General features: G+C 61.5%; 25 protein-coding genes. 19 read left to right on the top strand and 6 right to left on the bottom strand.

Annotated features, from left to right (window positions below; genetic code table 11):
* Nucleotides 1-84 precede the first annotated feature (84 nt).
* The 5 genes from BM186_RS21155 to ispD all read left to right on the top strand — a co-directional run bounded on the left by BM186_RS21155 (nucleotide 85) and on the right by ispD (nucleotide 5,265).
* Nucleotides 85-1,716: a CTP synthase gene (locus BM186_RS21155; RefSeq protein WP_072425446.1), complete on the top strand. Its 1,632-nt coding sequence runs from the start codon at nucleotides 85-87 to the stop codon at nucleotides 1,714-1,716.
* 3 nt (nucleotides 1,717-1,719) lie between these two features.
* Complete coding sequence (gene kdsA / locus BM186_RS21150; protein ID WP_072425445.1) at nucleotides 1,720-2,565, top strand: 3-deoxy-8-phosphooctulonate synthase; 846 nt, start codon at nucleotides 1,720-1,722, stop codon at nucleotides 2,563-2,565.
* A gap of 147 nt (nucleotides 2,566-2,712) precedes the next feature.
* Nucleotides 2,713-4,002, top strand: a complete 1,290-nt coding sequence (gene eno, locus BM186_RS21145; protein WP_059391342.1) for a phosphopyruvate hydratase — start codon at nucleotides 2,713-2,715, stop codon at nucleotides 4,000-4,002.
* 289 nt (nucleotides 4,003-4,291) lie between these two features.
* Nucleotides 4,292-4,570, top strand: coding sequence for a septum formation initiator family protein (locus tag BM186_RS21140; protein WP_074918152.1), 279 nt, complete (start codon nucleotides 4,292-4,294; stop codon nucleotides 4,568-4,570).
* Nucleotides 4,567-5,265, top strand: coding sequence for a 2-C-methyl-D-erythritol 4-phosphate cytidylyltransferase (ispD, locus tag BM186_RS21135; protein ID WP_074918150.1), 699 nt, complete (start codon nucleotides 4,567-4,569; stop codon nucleotides 5,263-5,265). The genes BM186_RS21140 and ispD overlap by 4 nt, the downstream gene beginning before the upstream one ends.
* 15 nt (nucleotides 5,266-5,280) lie before the next feature.
* On the opposite strand, the gene BM186_RS21130 is transcribed toward ispD, so the two are convergent.
* Both BM186_RS21130 and BM186_RS21125 read right to left on the bottom strand, forming a co-directional pair.
* Nucleotides 5,281-5,604, bottom strand: coding sequence for an HPF/RaiA family ribosome-associated protein (locus BM186_RS21130; protein ID WP_017674769.1), 324 nt, complete (start codon nucleotides 5,602-5,604; stop codon nucleotides 5,281-5,283).
* Nucleotides 5,605-5,746: 142 nt separating this feature from the next.
* A complete protein-coding gene (locus BM186_RS21125) occupies nucleotides 5,747-6,643 on the bottom strand; it encodes a LysR substrate-binding domain-containing protein (RefSeq protein ID WP_072425442.1) in 897 nt (298 codons plus the stop codon).
* Between the two features lie 176 nt (nucleotides 6,644-6,819).
* Between BM186_RS21125 and BM186_RS21120 the strand changes: the two genes are divergently transcribed.
* The 9 genes from BM186_RS21120 (at nucleotide 6,820) to rpoS (ending at nucleotide 14,905) form a co-directional block, all read left to right on the top strand.
* Entirely contained in the window at nucleotides 6,820-7,932 is a 1,113-nt protein-coding gene (locus tag BM186_RS21120) for an S-(hydroxymethyl)glutathione dehydrogenase/class III alcohol dehydrogenase (RefSeq protein ID WP_074918148.1), read from the top strand.
* Nucleotides 7,933-8,012: 80 nt separating this feature from the next.
* Complete coding sequence (gene fghA / locus BM186_RS21115) at nucleotides 8,013-8,855, top strand: S-formylglutathione hydrolase (RefSeq protein WP_074918146.1); 843 nt, start codon at nucleotides 8,013-8,015, stop codon at nucleotides 8,853-8,855.
* A 110-nt stretch (nucleotides 8,856-8,965) separates the two neighbouring features.
* Complete coding sequence (gene ispF, locus BM186_RS21110; protein WP_074918144.1) at nucleotides 8,966-9,439, top strand: 2-C-methyl-D-erythritol 2,4-cyclodiphosphate synthase; 474 nt, start codon at nucleotides 8,966-8,968, stop codon at nucleotides 9,437-9,439.
* Nucleotides 9,436-10,494, top strand: coding sequence for a tRNA pseudouridine(13) synthase TruD (truD, locus tag BM186_RS21105; RefSeq protein ID WP_074918142.1), 1,059 nt, complete (start codon nucleotides 9,436-9,438; stop codon nucleotides 10,492-10,494). The genes ispF and truD overlap by 4 nt, the downstream gene beginning before the upstream one ends.
* Nucleotides 10,482-11,231 carry a 5'/3'-nucleotidase SurE gene (gene surE / locus BM186_RS21100; RefSeq protein WP_074918140.1) on the top strand — a complete coding sequence of 250 codons (750 nt, stop codon included), beginning with the start codon at nucleotides 10,482-10,484 and terminating at the stop codon, nucleotides 11,229-11,231. The genes truD and surE overlap by 13 nt, the downstream gene beginning before the upstream one ends.
* Nucleotides 11,231-11,905, top strand: a complete 675-nt coding sequence (locus BM186_RS21095; protein ID WP_017674762.1) for a protein-L-isoaspartate(D-aspartate) O-methyltransferase — start codon at nucleotides 11,231-11,233, stop codon at nucleotides 11,903-11,905. Before surE ends, BM186_RS21095 begins: the two co-directional genes overlap by 1 nt.
* A gap of 25 nt (nucleotides 11,906-11,930) precedes the next feature.
* Entirely contained in the window at nucleotides 11,931-12,869 is a 939-nt protein-coding gene (locus BM186_RS21090) for a polyprenyl-phosphate transporter (RefSeq protein ID WP_074918139.1), read from the top strand.
* A gap of 48 nt (nucleotides 12,870-12,917) precedes the next feature.
* Nucleotides 12,918-13,796 (top strand): peptidoglycan DD-metalloendopeptidase family protein, encoded by an 879-nt coding sequence (locus tag BM186_RS21085; RefSeq protein WP_079783290.1) that lies wholly within the window; start codon nucleotides 12,918-12,920, stop codon nucleotides 13,794-13,796.
* Between the two features lie 101 nt (nucleotides 13,797-13,897).
* Nucleotides 13,898-14,905 carry an RNA polymerase sigma factor RpoS gene (rpoS, locus tag BM186_RS21080; RefSeq protein ID WP_004424060.1) on the top strand — a complete coding sequence of 336 codons (1,008 nt, stop codon included), beginning with the start codon at nucleotides 13,898-13,900 and terminating at the stop codon, nucleotides 14,903-14,905.
* A 476-nt stretch (nucleotides 14,906-15,381) separates the two neighbouring features.
* Here the strand turns inward: rpoS and fdxA are convergent, their stop codons facing one another.
* Together fdxA and mutS are read right to left on the bottom strand one after the other, a co-directional pair.
* Nucleotides 15,382-15,705, bottom strand: a complete 324-nt coding sequence (fdxA, locus tag BM186_RS21075; protein ID WP_013716392.1) for a ferredoxin FdxA — start codon at nucleotides 15,703-15,705, stop codon at nucleotides 15,382-15,384.
* Nucleotides 15,706-15,844: 139 nt separating this feature from the next.
* Nucleotides 15,845-18,412, bottom strand: a complete 2,568-nt coding sequence (mutS, locus tag BM186_RS21070) for a DNA mismatch repair protein MutS (protein WP_074918137.1) — start codon at nucleotides 18,410-18,412, stop codon at nucleotides 15,845-15,847.
* Between the two features lie 198 nt (nucleotides 18,413-18,610).
* On the opposite strand from mutS, the gene BM186_RS21065 reads away from it, so the two are divergent.
* From BM186_RS21065 to recX, 3 genes are all read left to right on the top strand, one after another.
* Complete coding sequence (locus tag BM186_RS21065; protein ID WP_074918134.1) at nucleotides 18,611-19,111, top strand: CinA family protein; 501 nt, start codon at nucleotides 18,611-18,613, stop codon at nucleotides 19,109-19,111.
* Nucleotides 19,112-19,198: 87 nt separating this feature from the next.
* Nucleotides 19,199-20,242 carry a recombinase RecA gene (gene recA / locus BM186_RS21060; RefSeq protein ID WP_074918132.1) on the top strand — a complete coding sequence of 348 codons (1,044 nt, stop codon included), beginning with the start codon at nucleotides 19,199-19,201 and terminating at the stop codon, nucleotides 20,240-20,242.
* Nucleotides 20,243-20,253: 11 nt separating this feature from the next.
* Complete coding sequence (gene recX, locus BM186_RS21055) at nucleotides 20,254-20,715, top strand: recombination regulator RecX (RefSeq protein ID WP_074918130.1); 462 nt, start codon at nucleotides 20,254-20,256, stop codon at nucleotides 20,713-20,715.
* Between the two features lie 13 nt (nucleotides 20,716-20,728).
* Here the strand turns inward: recX and BM186_RS21050 are convergent, their stop codons facing one another.
* Entirely contained in the window at nucleotides 20,729-21,610 is an 882-nt protein-coding gene (locus BM186_RS21050) for a DUF6685 family protein (RefSeq protein WP_074918128.1), read from the bottom strand.
* Nucleotides 21,611-21,754: 144 nt separating this feature from the next.
* Between BM186_RS21050 and BM186_RS21045 the strand changes: the two genes are divergently transcribed.
* Both BM186_RS21045 and BM186_RS21040 read left to right on the top strand, forming a co-directional pair.
* Nucleotides 21,755-21,976 carry a DUF2835 domain-containing protein gene (locus tag BM186_RS21045; RefSeq protein ID WP_072425434.1) on the top strand — a complete coding sequence of 74 codons (222 nt, stop codon included), beginning with the start codon at nucleotides 21,755-21,757 and terminating at the stop codon, nucleotides 21,974-21,976.
* Nucleotides 21,977-22,062: 86 nt separating this feature from the next.
* Complete coding sequence (locus BM186_RS21040; RefSeq protein WP_074918126.1) at nucleotides 22,063-23,085, top strand: quinone-dependent dihydroorotate dehydrogenase; 1,023 nt, start codon at nucleotides 22,063-22,065, stop codon at nucleotides 23,083-23,085.
* A 93-nt stretch (nucleotides 23,086-23,178) separates the two neighbouring features.
* Here BM186_RS21040 and rmf read toward each other — a convergent pair whose 3' ends face one another.
* The gene (rmf, locus tag BM186_RS21035) at nucleotides 23,179-23,394 is read right to left on the bottom strand and encodes a ribosome modulation factor (protein WP_003244273.1); all 216 of its coding nucleotides are present in this window, start codon (nucleotides 23,392-23,394) and stop codon (nucleotides 23,179-23,181) included.
* Nucleotides 23,395-23,515: the final 121 nt, after the last annotated feature.

Below are 23,515 nucleotides of genomic sequence, written 5' to 3'. Positions count from 1 at the left end.
AGCTTGCCATTGTTCGTACTGATGGCGCTCCTTCGCTTTCCCCGGCGGCACTGACCGCTTAAACGCAGACTTCTAGGGTTTTTCATGACGCGCTACATCTTCGTCACGGGTGGTGTTGTTTCTTCATTGGGGAAAGGCATCGCCTCGGCTTCACTGGCGGCCATCCTGGAGGCGCGGGGCCTGAAGGTCACCATGCTCAAGCTGGACCCTTACATCAACGTCGATCCGGGCACCATGAGCCCGTTCCAGCACGGTGAGGTGTTCGTCACTCACGACGGCGCCGAGACCGACCTCGACCTGGGTCACTACGAGCGGTTCATCCGCACCACGATGACCAAGAGCAACAACTTCACCACCGGTCGGGTGTACGAAGACGTGCTGCGCAAGGAGCGCCGTGGTGACTACCTGGGCGCGACCATCCAGGTCATTCCGCACATCACCGACGAGATCAAGCGTCGCATCATCAAGGGCGCCGGCGATGCCGACGTGGCCCTGGTGGAAATCGGCGGTACCGTCGGCGACATCGAGTCGCAGCCGTTCCTCGAAGCCATTCGTCAGCTGCGTGTGGAAGTGGGCGCCAAGCGCGCCATGCTGATGCACCTGACCCTGGTGCCGTATATCGCCACCGCCGGCGAGACCAAAACCAAGCCTACCCAGCATTCGGTCAAGGAGCTGCGCTCCATCGGCCTGCAGCCGGACGTGCTGGTGTGCCGTTCCGACCACCCGATCGATGTGTCCTCGCGGCGCAAGATCGCCCTGTTCACCAACGTCGAAGAGCGTGCGGTGATCAGCCTGGAAGACGTCGACACCATCTACAAGATTCCGGGCGTGCTCCATGCCCAGGGCCTGGACGACTTCGTCGTCGAGCGCTTCGGCCTGGAATGCGGCGGTGCCGACCTGTCCGAGTGGGATCGCGTGGTCGATGCCAAGCTCAACCCGGAAAAAGAAGTCACCATCGCCATGGTCGGCAAGTACATGGAATTGCTCGATGCGTACAAGTCGCTGATCGAGGCGATGAGCCACGCCGGCATCCAGAACCGTACCAAGGTCAACCTGCGTTATATCGATTCCGAAGACATCGAGAATCAGGGCACCGCGCTGCTTGAAGGTGTCGATGCCATCCTGGTGCCGGGCGGCTTCGGTCTGCGTGGCGTGGAAGGCAAGATCAAGACCGTGCAGTACGCCCGTGAGAACAAGATTCCTTACCTGGGTATCTGCCTCGGCATGCAGGTGGCAGTGATCGAGTACGCCCGTAACGTCGTGGGCTGGACCGACGCCAACTCTTCCGAATTCGACATGGCCAGCACGCATCCGGTGGTCGGCCTGATCACCGAATGGCAGGACGCGACCGGTGCGACCGAGCAGCGTAGCGAAAGCTCCGACCTCGGCGGCACCATGCGCCTGGGTGCTCAGGACTGCCAGCTGCAGGCTGGCTCTCTGGTGCATGACTGCTACGGCAAGGACGTGATCGTCGAGCGTCACCGTCATCGCTACGAAGTGAACAACAACCTGCTGCCGCAGCTGACCGAGGCTGGCCTGAAGGTCACTGGTCGTTCCGGCGATGGCGCGCTGGTCGAAGTGGTCGAGGCGCCGAACCATCCCTGGTTCGTCGCGTGCCAGTTCCACCCGGAATTCACCTCCACGCCGCGTGACGGTCACCCGCTGTTCAGCGGTTTCGTCAACGCTGCCCTGGCACAGAAAGCGAAGAAGGTCTGATCCATGGCACAGAAGATCATCAAGGTTCGCGGCATTGAGATCGCCAACGACAAGCCGTTCGTGCTGTTCGGTGGCATCAACGTGCTCGAGTCGCGTGACCTGGCCATGCAGGCCTGCGAAGAGTACGTACGGGTGACCGAGAAGCTCGGCATCCCCTACGTGTTCAAGGCCAGTTTCGACAAGGCCAACCGTTCCTCCATCACCTCCTTCCGTGGCCCGGGCCTGGAGGAGGGCATGAAGATCTTCGAGGAAGTGAAGAAGACCTTCGGTGTGCCGGTGATCACCGACGTTCACGAACCGCACCAGGCGGCTGCAGTGGCCGAGGTGTGCGACATCATCCAGCTGCCGGCCTTCCTGTCGCGGCAGACCGACCTGGTGGTGGCCATGGCCAAGACCGGTGCGGTGATCAACATCAAGAAGGCACAGTTCCTCGCCCCGCAGGAAATGAAGCACATCCTGGCCAAGTGCGAAGAGGCCGGTAATGATCAGTTGATCCTCTGCGAGCGTGGTTCCTCCTTCGGTTACAACAACCTGGTGGTGGACATGCTCGGCTTCGGCATCATGAAGCAGTTCGAGTATCCGGTGTTCTTCGATGTGACCCACGCCCTGCAGATGCCGGGTGGTCGCGCCGACTCTGCTGGCGGTCGCCGCGCCCAGGTTACCGATCTGGCCAAGGCCGGCATGAGCCAGGGCCTGGCAGGCCTGTTCCTCGAGGCCCATCCGGATCCGGAAAACGCCAAGTGCGACGGTCCATGCGCCCTGCGCCTGAACAAGCTGGAGCCGTTCCTCACTCAGCTCAAGCAGCTGGATGACCTGATCAAGAGTTTTCCGCCAATCGAGACTGCCTGAGCCGGTCGTAATCCGGTAAAGTGCCGCCCGAGAAAAATCCCCCTGACCCGTGAGTCAGAGTGAGCCGTCGATCTGCCCTCCGGCAGCGGCGGCCCAGTGCAGCCTGCTGCTGCCGTCTTATCGTCAACCTTTGGAGCGTTATCAAGAATGGCAAAGATCGTCGACATCAAGGGTCGTGAGGTTCTCGACTCCCGCGGCAACCCCACCGTGGAAGCGGATGTAATTCTGGAAGGCGGTATCGTCGGCAGCGCGTGCGCTCCGTCCGGCGCTTCCACCGGCTCGCGCGAAGCGCTGGAGCTGCGTGACGGCGACAAGAGCCGTTACCTGGGCAAGGGCGTGCTGAAAGCCGTCGCCAACATCAACGGCCCGATCCGTGACCTGCTGCTGGGCAAGGACGCGACCGATCAGCAGGCGCTGGACCGCGCGATGATCGAGCTCGACGGTACCGAGAACAAGGCCAAACTGGGCGCCAACGCCATCCTCGCCGTGTCCCTGGCTGCCGCCAAGGCCGCTGCCCAGGCCAAGGGTGTGCCGCTGTATGCGCACATCGCTGATCTGAACGGCACCCCGGGCGTCTACTCCATGCCGGTGCCGATGATGAACATCATCAATGGCGGCGAGCATGCCGACAACAACGTCGACATCCAGGAATTCATGGTGCAGCCGGTTGGCGCATCGAGCTTTGCCGAGGCGCTGCGTATGGGCGCCGAGATCTTCCATCACCTCAAGGCCGTGCTCAAGGCCCGTGGCCTGAACACCGCTGTGGGTGACGAAGGCGGCTTTGCGCCGAACCTGGCCTCCAACGAAGACGCTCTGGCCGCCATCGCTGAAGCCGTTGCCAACGCCGGCTACAAGCTGGGTGACGACGTGACCCTGGCGCTGGACTGCGCATCGAGCGAGTTCTACAAGAATGGTCAATATGACCTGGCCGGCGAAGGCAAGGTATTCAGCGGTGAAGGTTTCGCCGACTACCTGGCGGGCCTGACTGAGCGTTATCCGATCATCTCCATCGAAGACGGCATGGACGAGTCCGACTGGGCCAGCTGGAAAGTCCTGACCGACAAGATCGGTGCCAAGGTACAGCTGGTTGGCGACGACCTGTTCGTCACCAACACCAAGATCCTCAAGCGCGGCATCGACGAAAAGATCGGCAACTCGATCCTGATCAAGTTCAACCAGATCGGCTCGCTGACCGAGACCCTGGAAGCCATCCAGATGGCCAAGGCTGCTGGCTTCACCGCCGTGATCTCGCACCGCAGTGGCGAAACCGAAGACAGCACCATCGCCGACCTGGCCGTGGGTACTGCCGCCGGTCAGATCAAGACCGGTTCGCTGTGCCGTTCCGACCGCGTTTCCAAATACAACCAGTTGCTGCGTATCGAAGAGCAACTCGGCGCCAAGGCTCCGTACAAGGGCCGTGCCGAGTTCCGCGGCTAACCGTCGTGTAGACTGAAAAGGGCGACGCAAGTCGCCCTTTTTCGTGGTTATCCCAGCGTTGGTGCTGCATGCTGTAGGAGCGGATTTATCCGAGAATTTTCGCGGCTGAAGCCGCTCCTACAAAGTCTGCGTCATTGCGGGCATGGCCTTTTTCGTGGACGCTTCGTCGATCCTTGGGAACCAATGCACGGATGCAGGTACCGAAACCCCATGTCACTCATCAGACGGCTTCTTTTCAAGCATGAACGCAGCCCCTACCATGCCGATGACTCAATCTGCGAGCCGCTCCATGCGTAGTCCGTATTGGCTGTTTATCGTGCTGATCCTGTTGCTGGTCGGTCTGCAGTATCGACTGTGGATTGGCGACGGCAGCCTGGCTGCTGCCAGCCGTCTGCAACAGCAGATCGCCGAACAGCAGGGCGAGAACGAGCGGTTGCTGGAGCGCAACCGCATCCTCGAGGCCGAGGTGATGGAGCTCAAGCGCGGCATGGAAACCGTGGAAGAGCGGGCGCGTCAGGAGTTGGGCATGCTCAAAGAGGGTGAAACCCTCTATCTGCTGACCGAATGATCACGAAGTTCTGGCTGGTGATCCCGGCCGCCGGCGTCGGCGCGCGGATGGCCGCCGACCGACCCAAGCAGTACCTGCAGATCGCCGGCCGCTGCATTCTCGAACATACTCTGCATTGTTTTCTCGACCATCCCGGCCTGTTGGGCGCGGTGGTATGCGTTGCCGTGGATGACCCGTTCTGGCCGCAGCTGCCACTGGCGCGTGATCCGCGTATTCGCCGTGCACCTGGCGGGCGTGAGCGCGCCGACTCGGTGCTGGCCGGGCTGGAGTCGTTACTGGCCGGTGGTGCCGATAGAGATGACTGGGTGCTGGTGCACGACGCCGCGCGTCCCAACCTCACCCCTGAGGATCTGGATCGCCTGTTGGACAGTCTGACTGATGATCCGGTCGGCGGCCTGCTGGCGGTGCCGGTGCGCGATACGCTCAAGCGTATCGGGCGCGATGGTCGAGTGTTGGAGACCGTGGATCGTAGCGTGATCTGGCAGGCCTACACACCGCAGATGTTCCGCCTGGGGGCGTTACGCGAGGCACTGGCGCAAGCGCTCGAAGAAGGTGTGGCAGTGACCGATGAAGCCTCGGCCATGGAGTGGGCAGGGCAGTCGCCCCGGCTCATCGAAGGCCGGGCGGATAACCTCAAGGTCACCCGCCCGGAAGATTTGCATTATCTACAGTCCATATGGCCGCAAGACCGTTGAACTAGAACTGTCGCATCAGTGTGTCCAGCGTTTGGCATCTTTGCCCAGGTTGCGATCCAGCGCGTTGGTCAGCTTGTTCATGGCGCCGTCGATCGCCTGCTGCAGTTCGCTGGCATCGTGGGAGACCGTCAGTGGATCGCGTCCCTTCATCCGCGCCTCGACCTTGCAGCGCTTGTCCTGTGGGCCACTCTTGAGCGCGTTCTCGTCGGAGAGATGAATTTCGATCCGGGTGAGGTGGTCCTCGTAGCGCTGGAGCTTGTCCCGGATGCGACTGCGAATGTCATCCTTGAAGTCCATCGAGGAGGTGACGTGCTTACCACTGTTGACCAGAACCTGCATAACCATGTCCTCATGTAACTGAGTTCGTGAGGCCCCGTTTGGCGGGGTGCATGGATTGTGACGCGGTCGCCTCGCTCAAGTTTCGCCCCAGCTTGTGACATTCCATGACCGTTCAGCTGGGTGACAAGGTTGTTGCAGAATCTCAGGAGTGATCGAGGTATTCGGCGCGTTGGCCAAGCCCCTGGCGCAGCGAGTCGATCAACTGACGTACCTTGGGCGAAAGGTGACGTTGCTGCGGGTAAAGCGCCCAAACTGCGGTGTTGGGTGGGCGATGCTGCTCCAGCAGAGAGATCAGCCTTCCGCTGCGCAGGTGTTCCAATACGTAATAGTCCGGCAGCTGGCACAGCCCAAAACCGCGCAGCGCTGCGTCGAGCACGGCCTGGCCGCTATTGCAACGCCAGTTACCCTGTATGCGCACCTGGGTTTCGCGACCGTTCTCGGCAAAGCTCCAGTGGTCGCTGCTACCCACCAGGCAATTGTGTCGGGCTAGCTCGGATAGCGAGTGCGGGCGCCCGTAGCGTTGCAGATAGTCGGGAGCAGCGCACAGATACATTTCTCGAGGCGCGAGACGCATGGCCATCAGGCGCGAGTCCTGCAGGCGCCCCAGGCGGATGGCCAGGTCCAGTCCCTCGTGCAGCATGTCGAGCTGACGGTTGGACAGTTCGATCTCCACGCGCAGCTGCGGATGCCGCGCCATGAATTCGTTGACCAGCGGTACGATGAAGCGCTCGCCGTAAGCCACCGCACAGGTCATGCGCAGCAGCCCCTTGGGTTCAGCGCCGAGATCGCCAACTGCTCGTAGCGCTTCTTCGCGTGCATCCTGCAGGCGCTGGCAGTGTTGTAGAAACAACTGGCCGGCCTCGGTCAGCGCGACCCGTCTGGTGCTACGGTAGAACAGGCGGCTCTGCAGACGCTCTTCCAGGCGTGCGACCTGGCGGCTGACCTGCGAGGTGGACAATCCCAGGCGCTCGGCGGCGGCACTGAATTGCCCGCATTCGGCGACGGCAACGAATTCGTCGAGTCCTTCCCAGCGATTCATCGATTCTCCTTCTCCTGTAGCCGGATGCGAGCGTAATCGCCGGCAGGCCGGCTCCTGCATAAGAGGCTTAATATTATCCCTGTATGGCAATAATGTTTTGCTCTTCTGGTGATTATCTCGTGTGGGCCATGAACTAGACTGCCGGTCATTGTCCACGCTCCCCTGAGAGAACTGTCATGATCAAGTCTCGTGCCGCCGTTGCCTTCGCCCCGAATGAACCCCTGAAAATCGTCGAAGTCGATGTGGCGCCGCCCAAGGCTGGCGAGGTGCTGGTGCGTATCGTCGCGACCGGCGTCTGCCACACCGACGCCTATACCCTGTCCGGCCAGGACAGCGAGGGTGTGTTCCCCTGCATTCTCGGCCATGAGGGTGGTGGCATTGTCGAGGCGGTGGGCGAGGGCGTTACCTCGCTGGCGGTCGGCGACCACGTGATCCCGCTGTACACCGCCGAGTGCGGCGAGTGCAAATTCTGCAAATCCAACAAGACCAACCTGTGCAGCTCGGTACGCGCCACTCAGGGTAAGGGTCTGATGCCTGACGGCACCAGTCGCTTCTCCTACAATGGCGAGCCGGTCTATCACTACATGGGCTGCTCGACCTTCTCCGAGTACACCGTGCTGCCGGAAGTCTCCTTGGCCAAGATCCCCAAGGAGGCGCCGCTGGAGAAGGTCTGCCTGCTCGGTTGTGGCGTGACCACCGGTATCGGTGCCGTGCTCAACACCGCCAAGGTCACCGAGGGCTCCACTGTGGCCATCTTCGGCCTGGGCGGTATCGGACTGGCGGCGATCATCGGCGCGAAGATGGCCAAGGCTTCGCGCATCATCGGTATCGATATCAATCCGGCCAAAGAGGCGGTGGCGCGTGAGCTGGGTATCACCGATTTCGTCAATCCGAAAGATCACAGCAAGCCGATCCAGGAAGTCATCGTCGAGATGACCGACGGTGGCGTCGACTACAGCTTCGAGTGCATCGGCAATGTGCAACTGATGCGCGCCGCGCTGGAGTGCTGCCACAAGGGCTGGGGCGAGTCGACCATCATTGGCGTCGCACCGGCCGGCGCAGAGATCAGCACCCGACCATTCCAGCTGGTGACCGGCCGCGTCTGGCGCGGCAGCGCTTTCGGTGGCGTCAAGGGTCGTACCGAGCTGCCCAGCTATGTCGAGAAGTCGCAGAGCGGTGAAATCCCGCTGGACACTTTCATCACCCACAACCTGCCGCTGGAAGAAATCAACGAGGCCTTCGAGCTGATGCACGAAGGCAAGAGCATTCGTACCGTCATTCATTTCTGAGTTCAGGGTGACCTGACTGTAGGGTGCGCCATGCGCACCAGGATCAAGTGGTGCGCACGGCGCACCCTACGGAGATGCCCATGAGCCTCGAAATCGTTTCCAGCAACAAGAGCTTCGGTGGCTGGCACAAGCGCTATCGCCATCGCTCCAGCAGTCTCAACTGCGACATGGTATTCGCCGTCTACCTGCCGCCGCAGGCTGAGCAGGGTGCCAAGTTGCCAGTGCTGTACTGGCTCAGCGGCCTGACCTGCACGGACGAGAATTTCATGCAGAAAGCCGGCGCCCAGCGTATGGCCGCCGAGCTGGGGCTGATCATCGTCGCGCCGGATACCAGCCCGCGTGGCGAAGGCGTGGCCGATGATGCCAACGGCGCCTATGACTTCGGTCTGGGTGCAGGCTTCTATGTCAATGCCACCCAGGAGCCCTTCGCGCGACACTACCGCATGTACGATTACGTGGTGCAGGAGTTGCCGGCGCTGATCGAGGCCAATTTTCCAGTCACCGACAAGCGCGGCATTGCCGGTCACTCCATGGGCGGTCACGGTGCGCTGATCTGCGCGCTGAAGAACCCAGGGCGTTATCAGTCGGTATCGGCGTTCTCACCGATCAGCAATCCGATGAACTGCCCCTGGGGCGAGAAGGCCTTTTCCCTGTATCTGGGCGAGGAGCGTTCGCGCTGGCGCGAATGGGATGCCAGCGTATTGATCGCCGAAGCCAGCGAGCAACTGCCGATCCTGGTCGATCAGGGTGATCGTGATGATTTCCTCGAAGGCCAGCTCAAACCCCAGGCATTGCAGGCTGCCGCCAAGGCCGCCGGTCATCCACTGACGCTGCGCATGCAGCCGGGCTATGACCACAGCTACTACTTCATCGCCAGTTTCATCGATGATCACCTGCGTCATCATGCCGGAGCGTTGGCGTAGGGTGCGCTGTGCGCACCGGGGTGAACTCTAGCGCTCGGTGCGCACGGCGCACCCTACGGCGGCCTGTGCATGTAGAATCACGCCCTGACTTTTTCAGGGCGTTGTTCTTTATGCGTATCGGTCATGGCTATGACGTACACCGCTTCGGCGAAGGCGATTTCATCACCCTCGGCGGCGTACGGATTCCCCATAAATTCGGTCTTGTCGCTCACTCCGACGGCGACGTGCTGCTGCACGCGCTGAGCGATGCCCTGCTCGGTGCGGTGGCGCTGGGTGATATCGGCAAGCACTTCCCTGATACCGATCCGACCTTCAAGGGCGCCGACAGCCGCGCACTGCTGCGTCACGTATTCAGCCTGGTACAGGCCAAGGGCTACGCCGTGGGCAATGTCGACGCTACCATCATCGCCCAGGCGCCGAAGATGGCGCCGCATATCGAGAGCATGCGCGAGCGTATCGCCGAAGACCTCGGCGTGGAACTGGATCAGGTCAACGTCAAGGCCACCACCACCGAGAAGCTGGGTTTCACCGGGCGTGAGGAAGGTATCGCGGTGCATGCCGTGGCCCTGCTGGTCAAGGCATGAACGAGCTGCAACTGCTCGGGCCGCGGGCCCACGGCGAGGCCTGTGGGCGCGCGGTGCTGAAGGCCACGGCCGAGGACTTCCAGGTCGACGAAGTGCTCGACATCCCGCTCACTGGCCAGGGTGAGCACCTCTGGCTATGGGTGGAAAAGCGTGGTTTGAATACCGAAGAGGCCGCCCGGCGTATCGCCCGCGCTGCCGGCCTGCCGCTCAAGGCGGTCAGTTACGCGGGACTCAAGGATCGTCAGGCACTGACCCGCCAGTGGTTCAGCCTGCACCTGCCGGGCAAGGCCGATCCCGATCTGGCGGCCGCGCAGGGCGATGATCTGGTGATCCAGCGCAGTGAGCGGCATAACCGCAAGCTGCAGCGCGGCGCCCATGCCGCCAATGGTTTCACCCTGCGCCTGACAGCCCTCGAAGCGGACCGCGATGCGCTGGAGCTGCGCCTGCAGCGTATCGCTGCGCAAGGCGTGCCCAATTACTACGGCTCGCAGCGCTTCGGCTTCGATGGCGGTAATGTCGAGCAGGCCCGCGATTTTGCCGCGCGCCTGGAGTTGCCGGTGCAGCGCAACCTGCGCTCGCGACTGCTCTCTTCGGCACGCAGCTACCTGTTCAATCAAGTGTTGGCCAAGCGCGTGGCTGCTGGCACCTGGAATCAGGCGCAGATCGGTGACTTGCTGGCCTTCACCGCCAGCCGCAGTTTCTTTATGGCTGGCGAGGCCGAGCGCATTGACCCGCGCCTGGCCATTCTTGACCTGCATCCGACCGGCCCGCTGTGGGGCGACGGGCCTTTGCCGACCGCTGGTGAGACCCGACAGCTGGAGCAGGAAGTAGCCGATGAGGCCGCGCAACTGGTGCAATGGCTGATCAAGGCGGACATGGCGCACGAACGGCGAATTCTGCGCCTCCCCATCGGCGGCCTGTCATGGCATTATCCCGAACCCGATATTCTGCAACTTGCATTCGTCCTGCCGGCCGGGTGTTTCGCCACCGTGGTGGTGCGCGAATTGCTCGATCTGGTGCCAGCAGGGCAGACGGATACTCCATGCGAATTCTGATTTCCAACGACGACGGGGTGAACGCGCCCGGTATCGCTGCGTTGCACCAAGCGCTGGCCGACTATGCCGAGTGCTTGGTGATCGCCCCTGCCGAAGACAGGAGCGGTGCCAGCAGTGCGCTGACGCTCGATCGTCCGCTGCATCCCATGGCCTTGGCCAATGGCTACATCAGCCTTAATGGCACGCCGACCGATTGCGTGCACCTGGGGCTCAACGGTCTGCTCGAGCAGACGCCGGATATGGTTGTCTCCGGCATCAACCTGGGCGCCAACCTGGGCGATGACGTGCTCTATTCCGGTACCGTCGCCGCAGCGCTCGAAGGACGTTTCCTGAGCAAGCCGGCGTTCGCCTTTTCGCTGCTCTCGCGCCTGCCCGACAATCTGCCGACTGCGGCCTATTTCGCCCGCAAGCTGGTGGAGGCGCACGAGCGCCTCGAACTGCCGCCGCGTACCGTACTCAACGTCAACGTGCCGAATCTGCCGCTGGAACATATCCGTGGTGTGCAGCTGACCCGACTCGGTCATCGCGCGCGTGCGGCGGCGCCGGTCAAGGTGGTCAACCCGCGTGGCAAGGAAGGTTACTGGATTGCCGCCGCCGGTGATGTCGAGGATGGCAGTCAGGGCACCGATTTTCATGCCGTGATGCAAGGTTATGTATCGATCACGCCGCTACGGCTTGATCGCACGTTCAATGAGGCCCTCGAAACGATGGATGGCTGGCTGGAGGGCATCTTCTGATGCGTGGACAGGACGAGATGCAGCGCAGCGGGATCGGCATGACCTCGCAGCGCACCCGCGAACGATTGATCCAGCGCCTCTATGAGGAGGGGCTGTCCAACGCGCGGGTATTGGAGGTGATCCGCCGTACGCCGCGCCATCTGTTCGTCGACGAAGCCCTGGCGCACCGCGCCTATGAAGACACCGCGCTGCCTATCGGCCATAACCAGACCATTTCCCAGCCTTATATGGTTGGGCGCATGACCGAGCTACTGTTGGCTGCGGGCCCGCTGGACAAGGTGCTGGAAATCGGTACCGGCTCTGGTTACCAGACCGCTGTGCTGGCGCAATTGGTCGAGCGAGTGTTTTCGGTCGAGCGTATTCAGGTGCTGCAGGATCGCGCCAAGGAGCGTCTGGCCGAACTCAAGCTGCGCAACGTGGTCTTTCGCTGGGGGGATGGCTGGGAAGGCTGGAACGCGCTCGGTCCGTACAACGGCATCATCGTCACCGCTGCCGCCGCGCAAGTGCCTCAGGCCTTGCTCGATCAACTGGCCCCAGGCGGACGTCTAGTCATTCCGGTTGGTAGCGGTGATGTGCAACAACTGTTGCTGATCGTGCGTGAAGAGGGTGGTTTTTCCCGTCACGTGCTCGATGCGGTGCGTTTCGTGCCGTTGCTCAATGGGCCGCTGGCCTGACCGCTCCATTGCTCTGGAAGGATCCATGAAGAAACATTTCCTGCTCTATGCCAAGGGCATGGCCATGGGCGCTGCCGATGTGGTGCCAGGCGTTTCTGGCGGCACCATCGCATTTATCAGCGGTATCTATGACGAACTGCTGCGCTCCATCGCCAGCATTCCCGAAGCGCTTCTGTTGCTACTGCGTGGCCGTATCAGGGACGCCTGGCAGATGGCCAACGCGACCTTCCTGCTGGTGCTGCTGTGCGGCATCCTGACCAGCATTCTCACGCTTGCACGCCTGATTACCTATCTGCTTGAGCATCATCCGATTCCGGTATGGTCGTTCTTCTTCGGCCTGATTCTGGTGTCTACCTATATGGTCGGACGAGAAATCAATCGCTGGAACTGGAGCCGGGCGGTGAGCTTTCTGCTTGGCCTGGCTTTCGCCTACTGGATCACCGTTGCCGCCCCGATGCAGTGGGGCAGTGACCTGCCGACCTTGTTCCTGGCTGGTGCCATCGCCATCTGCGCGATGATTCTGCCGGGTATTTCGGGCAGCTTCATCCTGCTTCTGCTCGGGCTCTACTCGGTGGTGCTGGGGGCGGTGAAGGACCTCGATCTGCTGGTCATGGCGGTGTTCGCCAGCGGCTGCCTGGTTGGCATTCTCAGTTTCGCGCGCCTGCTCAGTTGGCTGCTATCACGTTGGCGTGACCTCAGTCTGGCGTTTCTGGTTGGCCTGATGCTGGGGTCGCTGAACAAGGTCTGGCCCTGGAAGGAGACCCTGAGCTGGCGTATCGACAGTAAAGGTGAGCAGGTGCCGCTGCTGCAGAGCAATCTGCTGCCGGGGCATTTTGCAGAAATCAGTGGCCAGGACCCACAGCTCTTGCTTGCCGTGGTATTGGCAATCGTCGGTATCGCCTTGGTGCTGGGCCTGGAGTGGCTGGCTGGTCGTCAGGCGCTCGATACTGGTCGCACCGAATAAATACGGCACAATGGGCGCCGTACCCGGAATCATTCAGGGAGCAGTTGGGTGAGTTTCACCGTCCTTCACGTGCTAGTCCGCGCAGTTGCAGCGTTTCGCCTGCCGCTCGCCATGCTTGCCGCCTCGGCGTTGGCCGGTTGCGTCAGTTCGCCACCGGGTGGCGTGCAGGTGGTCGACCGTGGCCAGAACCAGAGTCGTGCCCCGGTGGTTCAGCGTCAGCCCGTGCGCAACGGTCACTACGTGGTGCAGCGTGGCGATACCCTTTATTCGATCGCCTTTCGTTTCGGCTGGGATTGGAAGGCACTCGCTGCTCATAACGGTTTGCGCGATCCCTATCTGATCCGCGTGGGTCAGACGATCCGTTTCGACAACCGCCCGGTGGCCAGCAGTCAGCCGGTCGTTTCGACGCCGCCTGCGGCCACCTCGCCCGTTGTCACTCAGCCGGTACCCAGTCGTCCGCCGGTTGCCGTGACTGCGCCGCCTGCAACTCAGCCCGCCCGCCCGCCGGTAGCCAACACGCCAGCGACTACGCCAGTAACACCAGTGAGTCGCTCGGCCAGTGGTTGGTCCTGGCCAACCGAGGGCACAGTAATCAGTCGTTTTTCCTCAAACGGTAGTTTGAATAAAGGCATTGATATCGCAGGGCAATTAGGCCAGCCTGTTTTAGCTGCGTCTGATGGATCAGTGGTGTACGCCGGGAGTGGTTTGCGGGGCTACGGCGAGTTGATCATCATCAAACACAGCGATACCTACGTAAGTGCTTACGGTCATAACCGCAGGTTGTTGGTACGGGAGGGGCAGCAGGTCAAAGCCGGGCAAAGTATTGCCGAAATGGGGTCCACAGGGGCCGACCGGGTGAAGCTGCACTTCGAGATTCGCCGCCAAGGTAAACCTGTCGATCCGCTGCAATATCTGCCACGTCGTTGATCCGTCGCTGACCCGTTCCATCACGTAGGAGGGACGGGCTCAGGTGTGGCCAGGACGGTTCCGCCAGAGTCTGTTGTCGAACTCAGCTAGGGACAACAACAATGGCTCTCATCAAAAAAGAAGCGCCGGAGTTTGACGTCGACGATGAACTGCTCCTCATGGAGCCAGGCATCGTTTTCGGCGAGGTTCAGGGCGATGAGGTGGAAGCACCGGTCGCACGTACCAAGGCCAAAAACGCCACCCCCTCCAAGCAGCACAAATACATCGACTACACCCGGGCGCTAGACGCCACTCAGCTTTACCTCAACGAAATCGGTTTCTCTCCCTTGCTCACTCCCGAAGAGGAAGTGCACTTCGCGCGTCTGGCGCAGAAGGGCGATCCTGCCGGGCGCAAACGCATGATCGAGAGCAACCTGCGCCTGGTCGTGAAGATCGCTCGGCGTTACGTCAACCGTGGTCTCTCTCTGCTCGATCTGATCGAGGAGGGCAACCTCGGCTTGATTCGCGCCGTGGAAAAATTCGATCCGGAGCGGGGGTTCCGTTTCTCGACCTATGCAACCTGGTGGATCCGCCAGACCATCGAACGCGCCATCATGAACCAGACGCGAACCATCCGTTTGCCGATTCATGTGGTCAAGGAGCTCAACGTATACCTGCGTGCAGCTCGTGAACTGACCCAGAAGCTTGACCATGAGCCTTCTGCGGAAGAAATTGCCAACCTGCTGGAAAAACCGGTGGGCGAGGTCAAGCGCATGCTCGGCCTCAACGAACGAGTGTCCTCGGTGGACGTCTCGCTCGGTCCGGATTCGGACAAGACGCTGCTCGACACCCTGACCGATGATCGTCCGACCGATCCCTGCGAGCTGTTGCAGGACGATGATCTGTCGCAGAGCATCGATCAGTGGCTCTCCGACCTGACCGACAAACAACGGGAAGTCGTTGTGCGCCGCTTCGGTCTGCGCGGCCATGAAAGCTGTACCCTGGAAGAGGTGGGGCAGGAGATCGGCCTGACCCGCGAGCGGGTGCGGCAGATTCAGGTTGAGGCGCTCAAGCGTCTGCGGGAAATCCTGGAGAAGAACGGCTTGTCCAGCGACGCCTTGTTCCAGTGAGGTTTCGCTTCGATCATGAACCCGGCTCCGGCCGGGTTTTTTATGTGCGGGTATGTAAGCCATTGCTTACAGCTGTTGTCAGTGTTTGTGCTGAACGCTTGGGGGATATCCTGCTTTCTTTACCTGAATGCGTTGTTAACTGTATGTTTTTAAATGATTTATAAAGAATGGATGGATTGAGTGTGAACCCTTTTGGGGGTGATTCACTCGGGTTGTATTGCATCCTGTAGCGGCTAATATCGAATCCGTGCTCAGGGACAAGCACAGGTCATCAGGATGATGATCAGGAACATCGCAAGAAGCGATTCATCAGGATGATGAGTTGGGAAATAAAGGGATTAGGGAATAAAAGTGGGCGGCGCAAGCCGCCCCTTTTTTTGCGCGTGCTGTTTGTGGCGCCAGCCTGGCGGGCAGTCGGCCCGGAGCCTGAAAGTAAAAGACCCGCACTTGGCGGGTCTTTGTGTTTCAGGGCGAACTCAGCGCTCCAGATGTTGCAGCTTGTCCTTCACGCCATCCCACTCTTCGGCGTCCGGCAGTGCATCTTTCTTCTCGGTGATGTTCGGCCATACTTCGGCCAGATCAGCGTTCAGCTCGATGAACTCTTGCTGATCCTCCGGTACCTCGTCTTCCGAGAAGATCGCCTGCGCGGGGCACTCCGGCTCGCACAGGGCACAGTCGATGCACTCGTCCGGGTGAATGACCAGGAAGTTCGGGCCTTCGTAGAAGCAGTCGACCGGGCAGACCTCCACGCAGTCGGTGTATTTGCACTTGATGCAGTTGTCGGTGACGACGAAGGTCATGTCTGATTCTCTCCTCGGGCGGCGGCCTGGGCCCTTTCTGTGAAGGGCTGCCAGGCGCTCTGTCTGTGGCCGCGGCTCAGGCTGTAAACCGGGCGGTCGTAAAATTGCGCGCGATTCTAGCAGTTTGTTGTATTGAACGTTAGATCTGCGTCTTCCATGTATATAACAGCTCCAGCGCCTTGCGCGGAGTCAGATCATCCGGATTGATCTTGGTCAATTGCTCCAGCAGTGGGTGCGGCCCGCTGGCGAACAGATCGCTCTGCATCGGCGTTTGCGCTTGGCCGGGTTCCTGGCGTGGCAGGTCGTGAGGCAGGCTGGTGGCTTCCAGGCGCGCCAGGTGCTCGCGTGCACGGCTGATTACCGTGCCCGGCACGCCAGCCAGTTGCGCCACGGCCAGGCCGTAGCTCTGGCTCGCGGGGCCTGGCTGAACGTGGTGGAGGAAGACGATACGCTCGTTGTGCTCGGTGGCCGAGAGGTGCACGTTGGCTACCACCGGCTCGCTTTCCGGCAGCACGGTCAGCTCGAAATAGTGCGTGGCGAACAGGGTGAAGGCGCGCAGGCGCGCCAGATGCTCGGCTGCCGACCAGGCCAGCGACAGGCCGTCGAAGGTGCTGGTGCCACGTCCGACCTCGTCCATCAGTACCAGGCTGCGCTCGCTGGCGTTGTGCAGGATATTGGCTGTTTCGCTCATCTCCACCATGAAGGTGGAGCGGCCGCCGGCCAGGTCATCGCTGGAACCGATACGGGTGAAGATGCGGTCGACCAGCGACAGCTCGCAGGCCGCAGCCGGGACGAAGCTGCCGATATGGGCCAGCAGCACGATCAGTGCGGTCTGGCGCATGTAGGTAGATTTACCGCCCATGTTCGGTCCGGTGATGATCAGCATGCGGCGGTTGTCGTCCAGATCCAGGTCGTTGGCCACGAAAGGCGTGGTCAGCACCTGCTCGACCACCGGGTGACGGCCTTGGTCGATGCGCATGCACGGCTCGTCGACGAAGCGCGGGCGATTCAGATCGAGATTCAGTGCGCGTTCTGCCAGGTTGCTCAGTACGTCCAGTTCGGCGAGAGCCGCGGCACTGTCCTGCAGTGGCGCTAGATGGCCGATCAGGCGCTCGAGCAGCTCGTCATAGAGCATCTTTTCGCGGGCCAGGGCGCGGCTCTTGGCCGACAACGCCTTGTCTTCGAATTCCTTCAGTTCCGGGGTGATGAAGCGCTCTGCGCCCTTGAGCGTCTGCCTGCGGATATAGTCGGCAGGTGCGGATTCGGCCTGTTTGGTCGGCAGTTCGATGAAGTAGCCGTGCACGCGGTTGTAGCCGACCTTGAGGTTGGCCAGGCCGGTACGTTCCTTCTCCCGCGCTTCCAGATCCATGAGGAACTGTCCGGCGTTCTCGCTCATGGCCTGCAGCTCGTCCAGCTCGGCGTCATAGCCGGTCTTCAGCACGCCGCCGTCGCGGATTACCGCTGGCGGGTTGTCGATGATGGCGCGGGCCAGCAGGTCGGCCAGTTCCGGGTAGGTGGAGATGCTGCTGGCCAGCTGTTGCAGGTGCGGGGTATCCAGCGAGGTCATCGCCAGCTGCAGCTCGGGCAGTGCCGCCAGGGCGTCACGCAGGCGGGCGAGATCGCGCGGACGGGCGTTGCGCAGGCCGATACGCGCGAGGATACGCTCCAGGTCGCCGATTTCCTTGAGCTGCGGCTGTAGCGTTTCGAAGCGATAGCCATCAAGCAGGCGTGCGATGGCCTCCTGGCGTGCCTCCAGCACCGCGCGATCACGCAGCGGACGGTTCAACCAACGGCCCAGCAGGCGGCTGGCCATGGCGGTCTGGCAGCGATCCATCACCGATTGCAGGGTGTTGTCGCGGCCACCGGCGAGGTTGATGTCCAGCTCCAGGTTGCGGCGGCTGGCGCCATCGAGGATCACCGTGTCGTCCAGGCGCTCGTGACGCAGGCTGCGCAGGTGGGGCAGGGCGGTGCGCTGGGTTTCCTTGGCATAGCTGAGCAAGCAGCCGGCGGCGCCGATGGCCAGGGTCAGGTTCTCGCAGCCGAAGCCCTTCAGGTCCTGGGTGCTGAATTGCTGGCACAGGCTCTTGAAGGCGCTGTCGCGGTCGAAATCCCAGGGTGCGCGGCGGCGCGAGCCCTTGCGCTTCTCGGCGGGCAGGCCTTGCGGCCAGTCGTCCGGGATCAGCAGCTCGGCGGGGCTCAGGCGCTCCAGTTCGGCCAGCAGGTTTTCCCAGCCCTTGATCTCCTGCACGCTGAAGCGGCCGCTGGTGATATCCAGCACGGCCAGACCAAACAGGCGCTCATCACCGAGGACTGCAGCAAGCAGGTTGTCGCGGTGCTCATCGAGCAGGGCTTCGTCGCTGATGGTGCCGGGGGTGATGATGCGCACCACCTGACGTTCCACCGGGCCCTTGCTGGTGGCCGGGTCGCCGATCTGTTCGCAAATCACCACCGATTCGCCGAGCTTGACCAGCTTGGCCAGGTAGCCTTCGAGCGAATGGAAAGGAATGCCGCACATGGGAATCGATTGGCCGGCCGACTGGCCGCGTGCGGTCAGGGTGATATCGAGCAGCTTGGCTGCTTTCTTCGCGTCTTCGTAGAAGATCTCGTAGAAGTCACCCATGCGATAGAACATCAACTGATCCGGGTGCTGGTTCTTCAGCTTCCAGTACTGCTGCATCATCGGGGTGTGAGCGGAGAGATCGGTCATGCCGGGCCTTACGTGCGGTGGGTGTGACGAAGCCGGGAATCTTCCCATACTTCGCCTATCGCGTGGACCCCGAATCGCTGCTGATACCGATTAGCAGCGCGCCGTGCCGGTGGTTATAGGGAAAAGTTAACGGCACACCCAGTTTTCACTGGCAGCTCAAGATGTGTAGGGTTGGACACTCTAGGAAGAGGAGCGGAAATGGACAGAATCACCCAACTGGCCGAGCAACTTGGCAAGGCACTGACTGCGCGGGCTGCTCAGGTGAGTACCGCCGAATCCTGCACCGGCGGTGGTATCGCCGAGGCAATTACTCGCATACCGGGTAGTTCGGCCTGGTTCGAGGCTGGATACGTGACCTATTCCAATGCGCAGAAAACCAGGCAGCTGGATGTTTGTGCCGAGCTTTTCGTCAGCGTCGGCGCGGTCAGTCAGGAGGTGGTCGAGGCGATGGTGCGTGGCGCTCAGGCCAATAGCGGGGCGCGCTATGCGGTGGCTGTCAGTGGGGTGGCGGGGCCGGGCGGTGGTTCCGTGGAGAAACCGGTCGGTACCGTCTGGTTGGCCTGGGGCGATGGCGAGCGTCTTTTCAGTGTGCGCAAGCAGTTCGCTGGTAACCGCGATGAGGTGCGCCGACAAACGGTCGAGGCTGCTCTGGCAGGGCTTCTGCGCCTGTTGGCGGAGGAAAATCCGCTTGTGGGGTAGGCGGGCGACTTGCCCTGTGGAATAATACTGGCTACTTATACAGTTGTTGGCGGCCCTCGAGGCCCTTGTTAATACGTGAGGATGGTAATGGACGAGAACAAGAAGCGCGCTTTGGCGGCTGCCCTGGGTCAGATCGAGAAGCAGTTCGGCAAGGGTGCGGTCATGCGCATGGGCGACCATGAGCGTCAGGCCATTCCGGCCATCTCCACCGGTTCGCTGGGGCTGGATATCGCGCTGGGCATCGGCGGTTTGCCAAAAGGCCGTATCGTCGAGATCTACGGCCCGGAATCCTCCGGTAAGACCACGCTGACCCTGTCGGTGATCGCCGAAGCGCAGAAGCTTGGTGCTACCTGTGCCTTCGTCGATGCGGAGCACGCACTGGATCCGGATTATGCCGGCAAGCTCGGCGTCAACGTCGATGACCTGCTGGTATCGCAACCGGACACCGGTGAGCAGGCGCTGGAAATCACCGACATGCTGGTGCGCTCCAATGCCATTGACGTGATCATCGTCGACTCCGTGGCGGCTCTGGTGCCCAAGGCGGAAATCGAAGGTGAAATGGGTGACATGCACGTCGGTCTGCAGGCGCGCCTGATGAGCCAGGCGCTGCGCAAGATCACCGGTAACATCAAGAACGCCAACTGCCTGGTGATCTTCATCAACCAGATCCGCATGAAGATCGGCGTGATGTTCGGCAGCCCGGAAACCACCACCGGTGGTAACGCGCTGAAGTTCTATGCCTCGGTTCGCCTGGACATCCGTCGTACCGGCGCGGTGAAGGAAGGCGAAGAGGTCGTGGGTAGCGAAACCCGCGTGAAGATCGTCAAGAACAAGGTCGCACCACCGTTCCGTCAGGCCGAGTTCCAGATTCTCTATGGCAAGGGCATCTACCGTAATGGCGAGATCATCGATCTCGGCGTGCAACAGGGCCTGGTCGAGAAGTCGGGTGCCTGGTACAGCTACAAGGGCAACAAGATCGGTCAAGGCAAGGCCAATGCGGCCAAGTACCTAGAAGACAACCAGGAAGTGGCGCGCGAGATCGAAGGTCTGATTCGCGAGAAGTTGCTGGTCAGCAGCGCTCCGGCCAAGGCCACGGCTGCCGATCTGGCTGATGCTGAAGTCGACTTCTAAGCCGTCAGAGCATGACCGTCGTACTGGATAACCCGCTCGCCGTCAGGCGGGCGGCCATGGATCTGCTGGCGCGACGTGAGCATGGGCGTGTCGAGCTTGCGCGCAAGTTGCGCAAGCGTGGCGCCCCCGAGGACATGATCGACACGGCCTTGCAACGGTTGTCAGAGGAGGGCTTGCTATCCGAGGCCCGCTATCTGGAAAGCTTCGTCGCTTATCGCGCGCGTGCTGGTTACGGTCCGCTGCGTATTCGCGAGGAGCTCGGCCAGCGTGGGCTCGCGCGTGGCGATGTCGATCAGGCTTTGCGTGACAGTGGCATCGACTGGTTCGAGCAGTTGCGTGAAACCTGGCAGCGCAAGTTTGCCGGTCGGCTTCCGGCTGATGCTCGTGAGCGTGCTCAGCAAGGCCGCTTTCTGGCCTACCGTGGCTATTCGTTGGACATGATTGGGCGTCTGCTGCGCGGTTGCGACGAATAGCTCGTGAGTCTGCTCAGGTTGGCTGGACGGCCAGCTGACGTAGATGGCTCGGCACGTCTGGTGCGCCGGCCAGGCGCAGTCCCTCGCCAAGCGCAGTGGCTTCCTGATGCTCTTTGGGCAGGAGGAGGAACTCTGGGGTGCCGGCTTTCTTCAGTAGCGACAGGCGTGCATAGGGTATGCCGTTGTCCAGTAGCAGCCCCATGAAGCTGGGGTCGCTCCAAGCCGCTTCTGGCATGGCCAGTACGTGATAGCGCTTTTGCAGGTTGTCCAGGCCCGCTTCATTCAAGCGATAGCGAACCAGATTGGCTGGCAGCAGCACTTCCAGTTCGCGTCTGCGCGCATAGGCGATTGCTCCAGCGAAGGCTTCGCCTTGCACATCACCTGACCAGAAGGTGCGCGAGCCACGCCAGTTGGCCTGACGCAGCTCGATCGGTTCGCCAGCGAGAAAACGCGGCAACGCCAGGCCGATGGTTTTGACGAAATCCTTGTAGCTGATGATGCGCACCTGCTTGCAGTGTTCGCTTGCTGCGTAGTCTTCGAAGCTCACGTAGCCTGGCGCAGGACAAGGGTAGGCGAAGCCGTCGATCAGGCGCAGATCGAAAGACTGCAGTTGCTGCATTTGCGCTTCCACTACTTGAGTCAGTGCGCAATGGGCCTGTGCTTTGTCTTCCTGTACCGGGCCGGAGAGCGCGCCGCGAGGCAGGTTGAGCAGAAGCTGCAATTGCGGGCCGTCATGCCAACCAATGCTTTCGACCGCTGCCGGCAACGGTTTGAATGGCAGGCGCAGGGCGCTGGCCCTGGCGAATATCTGTCGTGAGCTACGGCCGAGCAGGCCCATGCGCTGAGCCAGTGCTGCCAGGCGGCTGCTGAGAGTTGAGGATTCGGACAGGCTCATGGCCGGCAGATCGCTCCTGAAGCGTCTGCTGCAGTGTGGCAGACGCGGATGGCTATTGCCCATATAGCGTAGCGCGGCGCGTGAGTGCCTGTCGCGTTGCGGGTCTGTGGCAAAATAGCCGCATTCATTTGCGAGGGTGCCTCCATGCCCAGCTTGGTGCTGGATATTGCGTTATCGGCCGAACGATTGCAGGCCATCTATCGTGGCCAGGCCAACCGGATTATGGCGCAAAGCCGGGATGGGCGCCGCGTCAGTTTGCCGGCCCACCATCTGCGGCCGTATCTGACTCACGCCGGTATCTTTGGTTCCTTCGTACTGGAATTCAGTAGCTCCGGCGAGCTGTTGAGTTTACGCCCTTTGGACTGATCTGGCGCGCTTGCCTCGCGCCGACGACGCCTGCGCGGCTATAATCGCCGGCTGCCAACCCTCTACCTGTCGAGCTGAGCCTGATCATGTACTCCCTGGCCCGCGAGCTGCTGTTCAAACTGTCCCCGGAAACCTCCCATGAGCTGTCCATCGATCTGATCGGTGCAGGTGGCCGGCTGGGGCTCAATGGCTTGCTGACCAAGGCGCCGACCAGCCTGCCAGTAAACGTGATGGGTTTGCAGTTCGCCAATCCGGTCGGCCTGGCGGCAGGGCTGGACAAGAACGGCGACGCCATCGATGGCTTCGCCCAGCTCGGCTTCGGTTTCGTCGAGATCGGCACCGTTACCCCGCGTCCGCAGCCGGGCAACCCCAAACCGCGCCTGTTTCGTCTGCCGGAGGCCGAGGCGGTGATCAACCGCATGGGTTTCAACAACCATGGCGTCGATCACCTGCTTGAGCGGGTCAAGGCAGCGAAGTTCAAGGGTGTGCTGGGTATCAATATCGGCAAGAACTTCGATACGCCAGTCGAGCGGGCGGTGGATGATTACCTGGCCTGCCTGGACAAGGTGTACGCCCACGCCAGCTACGTCACGGTCAACGTCAGCTCACCCAATACGCCGGGGTTGCGCAGTTTGCAGTTCGGCGATTCGCTGAAGGAGTTGCTCGAGGCGCTGCGTCGTCGTCAGGAGGATCTGGCCCAGGAGCACGGTAAGCGCGTGCCACTGGCGATCAAGATCGCCCCGGACATGAGTGACGAAGAGACCGCACTGGTGGTATCAGCGCTGCTGGGCGCCGATATGGATGCGGTGATCGCCACCAATACCACGCTCAGCCGCGAAGGTGTCGAAGGTCTGGCCCATGGGGATGAGGCCGGCGGCTTGTCGGGCGCTCCGGTACGCGACAAGAGCACGCATATCGTCAAGGTGCTGGCGGGCGAGCTGTCGGGTCGTCTGCCGATCATTGCCGTTGGCGGTATTACTGAGGGCAAGCATGCTGCCGAAAAGATCGCTGCGGGTGCGAGCCTGGTCCAGATTTATTCGGGTTTCATCTACAAGGGGCCGGCGCTGATTCGCGAGGCGGTGGATGCGATTGCCGCGCTGCGTAAATAAGCCGCGTAAATAAATAGGGCTCCCGAAGGAGCCCCTGGGCTTGCGCCCGCCGCCCGGAGGGGGTCGGCATGGTGAAGTCGGGTGTGATCCTGATCAGCCGACAGCGTGAAGTTCGTTGAGTCGATGAATACCGGCCGTGCCGGTCAGCCCATCCCAGTTATCGCCACGGCCCTCACGCCAGCCATTGAGCCAGGCCTGACGAACCGAAGGTAGGGTAAAGGGGCAAAGTTCGCGGGATTTACCATTGATGCCGTACTGATAGCCGCGCAAAAAAGCTCTTTCTAACGGATCACGCTTAAGTCTTCTCATAGGGTGTTGCCCTCACTGTTGACTGTTATGTCCCGTTGGCCTTGTGGCAAGGCCGGGCAGAAATCTTCTGCCTACGAAAGTCCGCTGCCGGCGTGGCGAACTTTCTGTGCCTGCGCCGTTG

It is taken from the genome of Ectopseudomonas toyotomiensis, from assembly GCF_900115695.1.
Taxonomy (GTDB): Bacteria; Pseudomonadota; Gammaproteobacteria; order Pseudomonadales; family Pseudomonadaceae; genus Aquipseudomonas; species Aquipseudomonas toyotomiensis.
Note: the sequence above shows the minus strand (reverse complement) of the source record. Positions and strands in the feature narration are given on the sequence as shown.

Coding starts and splice junctions, on each gene's coding strand:
- BM186_RS21155 (WP_072425446.1), top strand. CDS start 85: ATGACGCGCTACATCTTCGTCACGGGTGGTGTTGTTTCTTCATTGGGG.
- ispD (WP_074918150.1), top strand. CDS start 4,567: ATGATCACGAAGTTCTGGCTGGTGATCCCGGCCGCCGGCGTCGGCGCG.
- rmf (WP_003244273.1), bottom strand. CDS start 23,394: ATGAGAAGACTTAAGCGTGATCCGTTAGAAAGAGCTTTTTTGCGCGGC.
- surE (WP_074918140.1), top strand. CDS start 10,482: ATGCGAATTCTGATTTCCAACGACGACGGGGTGAACGCGCCCGGTATC.
- recX (WP_074918130.1), top strand. CDS start 20,254: ATGACCGTCGTACTGGATAACCCGCTCGCCGTCAGGCGGGCGGCCATG.
- fghA (WP_074918146.1), top strand. CDS start 8,013: ATGAGCCTCGAAATCGTTTCCAGCAACAAGAGCTTCGGTGGCTGGCAC.
- kdsA (WP_072425445.1), top strand. CDS start 1,720: ATGGCACAGAAGATCATCAAGGTTCGCGGCATTGAGATCGCCAACGAC.
- BM186_RS21125 (WP_072425442.1), bottom strand. CDS start 6,643: ATGAATCGCTGGGAAGGACTCGACGAATTCGTTGCCGTCGCCGAATGC.
- BM186_RS21095 (WP_017674762.1), top strand. CDS start 11,231: ATGCGTGGACAGGACGAGATGCAGCGCAGCGGGATCGGCATGACCTCG.
- BM186_RS21140 (WP_074918152.1), top strand. CDS start 4,292: ATGCGTAGTCCGTATTGGCTGTTTATCGTGCTGATCCTGTTGCTGGTC.
- BM186_RS21040 (WP_074918126.1), top strand. CDS start 22,063: ATGTACTCCCTGGCCCGCGAGCTGCTGTTCAAACTGTCCCCGGAAACC.
- mutS (WP_074918137.1), bottom strand. CDS start 18,412: ATGACCGATCTCTCCGCTCACACCCCGATGATGCAGCAGTACTGGAAG.
- BM186_RS21090 (WP_074918139.1), top strand. CDS start 11,931: ATGAAGAAACATTTCCTGCTCTATGCCAAGGGCATGGCCATGGGCGCT.
- eno (WP_059391342.1), top strand. CDS start 2,713: ATGGCAAAGATCGTCGACATCAAGGGTCGTGAGGTTCTCGACTCCCGC.
- ispF (WP_074918144.1), top strand. CDS start 8,966: ATGCGTATCGGTCATGGCTATGACGTACACCGCTTCGGCGAAGGCGAT.
- BM186_RS21045 (WP_072425434.1), top strand. CDS start 21,755: ATGCCCAGCTTGGTGCTGGATATTGCGTTATCGGCCGAACGATTGCAG.
- rpoS (WP_004424060.1), top strand. CDS start 13,898: ATGGCTCTCATCAAAAAAGAAGCGCCGGAGTTTGACGTCGACGATGAA.
- BM186_RS21065 (WP_074918134.1), top strand. CDS start 18,611: ATGGACAGAATCACCCAACTGGCCGAGCAACTTGGCAAGGCACTGACT.
- BM186_RS21130 (WP_017674769.1), bottom strand. CDS start 5,604: ATGCAGGTTCTGGTCAACAGTGGTAAGCACGTCACCTCCTCGATGGAC.
- fdxA (WP_013716392.1), bottom strand. CDS start 15,705: ATGACCTTCGTCGTCACCGACAACTGCATCAAGTGCAAATACACCGAC.
- truD (WP_074918142.1), top strand. CDS start 9,436: ATGAACGAGCTGCAACTGCTCGGGCCGCGGGCCCACGGCGAGGCCTGT.
- BM186_RS21050 (WP_074918128.1), bottom strand. CDS start 21,610: ATGAGCCTGTCCGAATCCTCAACTCTCAGCAGCCGCCTGGCAGCACTG.
- recA (WP_074918132.1), top strand. CDS start 19,199: ATGGACGAGAACAAGAAGCGCGCTTTGGCGGCTGCCCTGGGTCAGATC.
- BM186_RS21120 (WP_074918148.1), top strand. CDS start 6,820: ATGATCAAGTCTCGTGCCGCCGTTGCCTTCGCCCCGAATGAACCCCTG.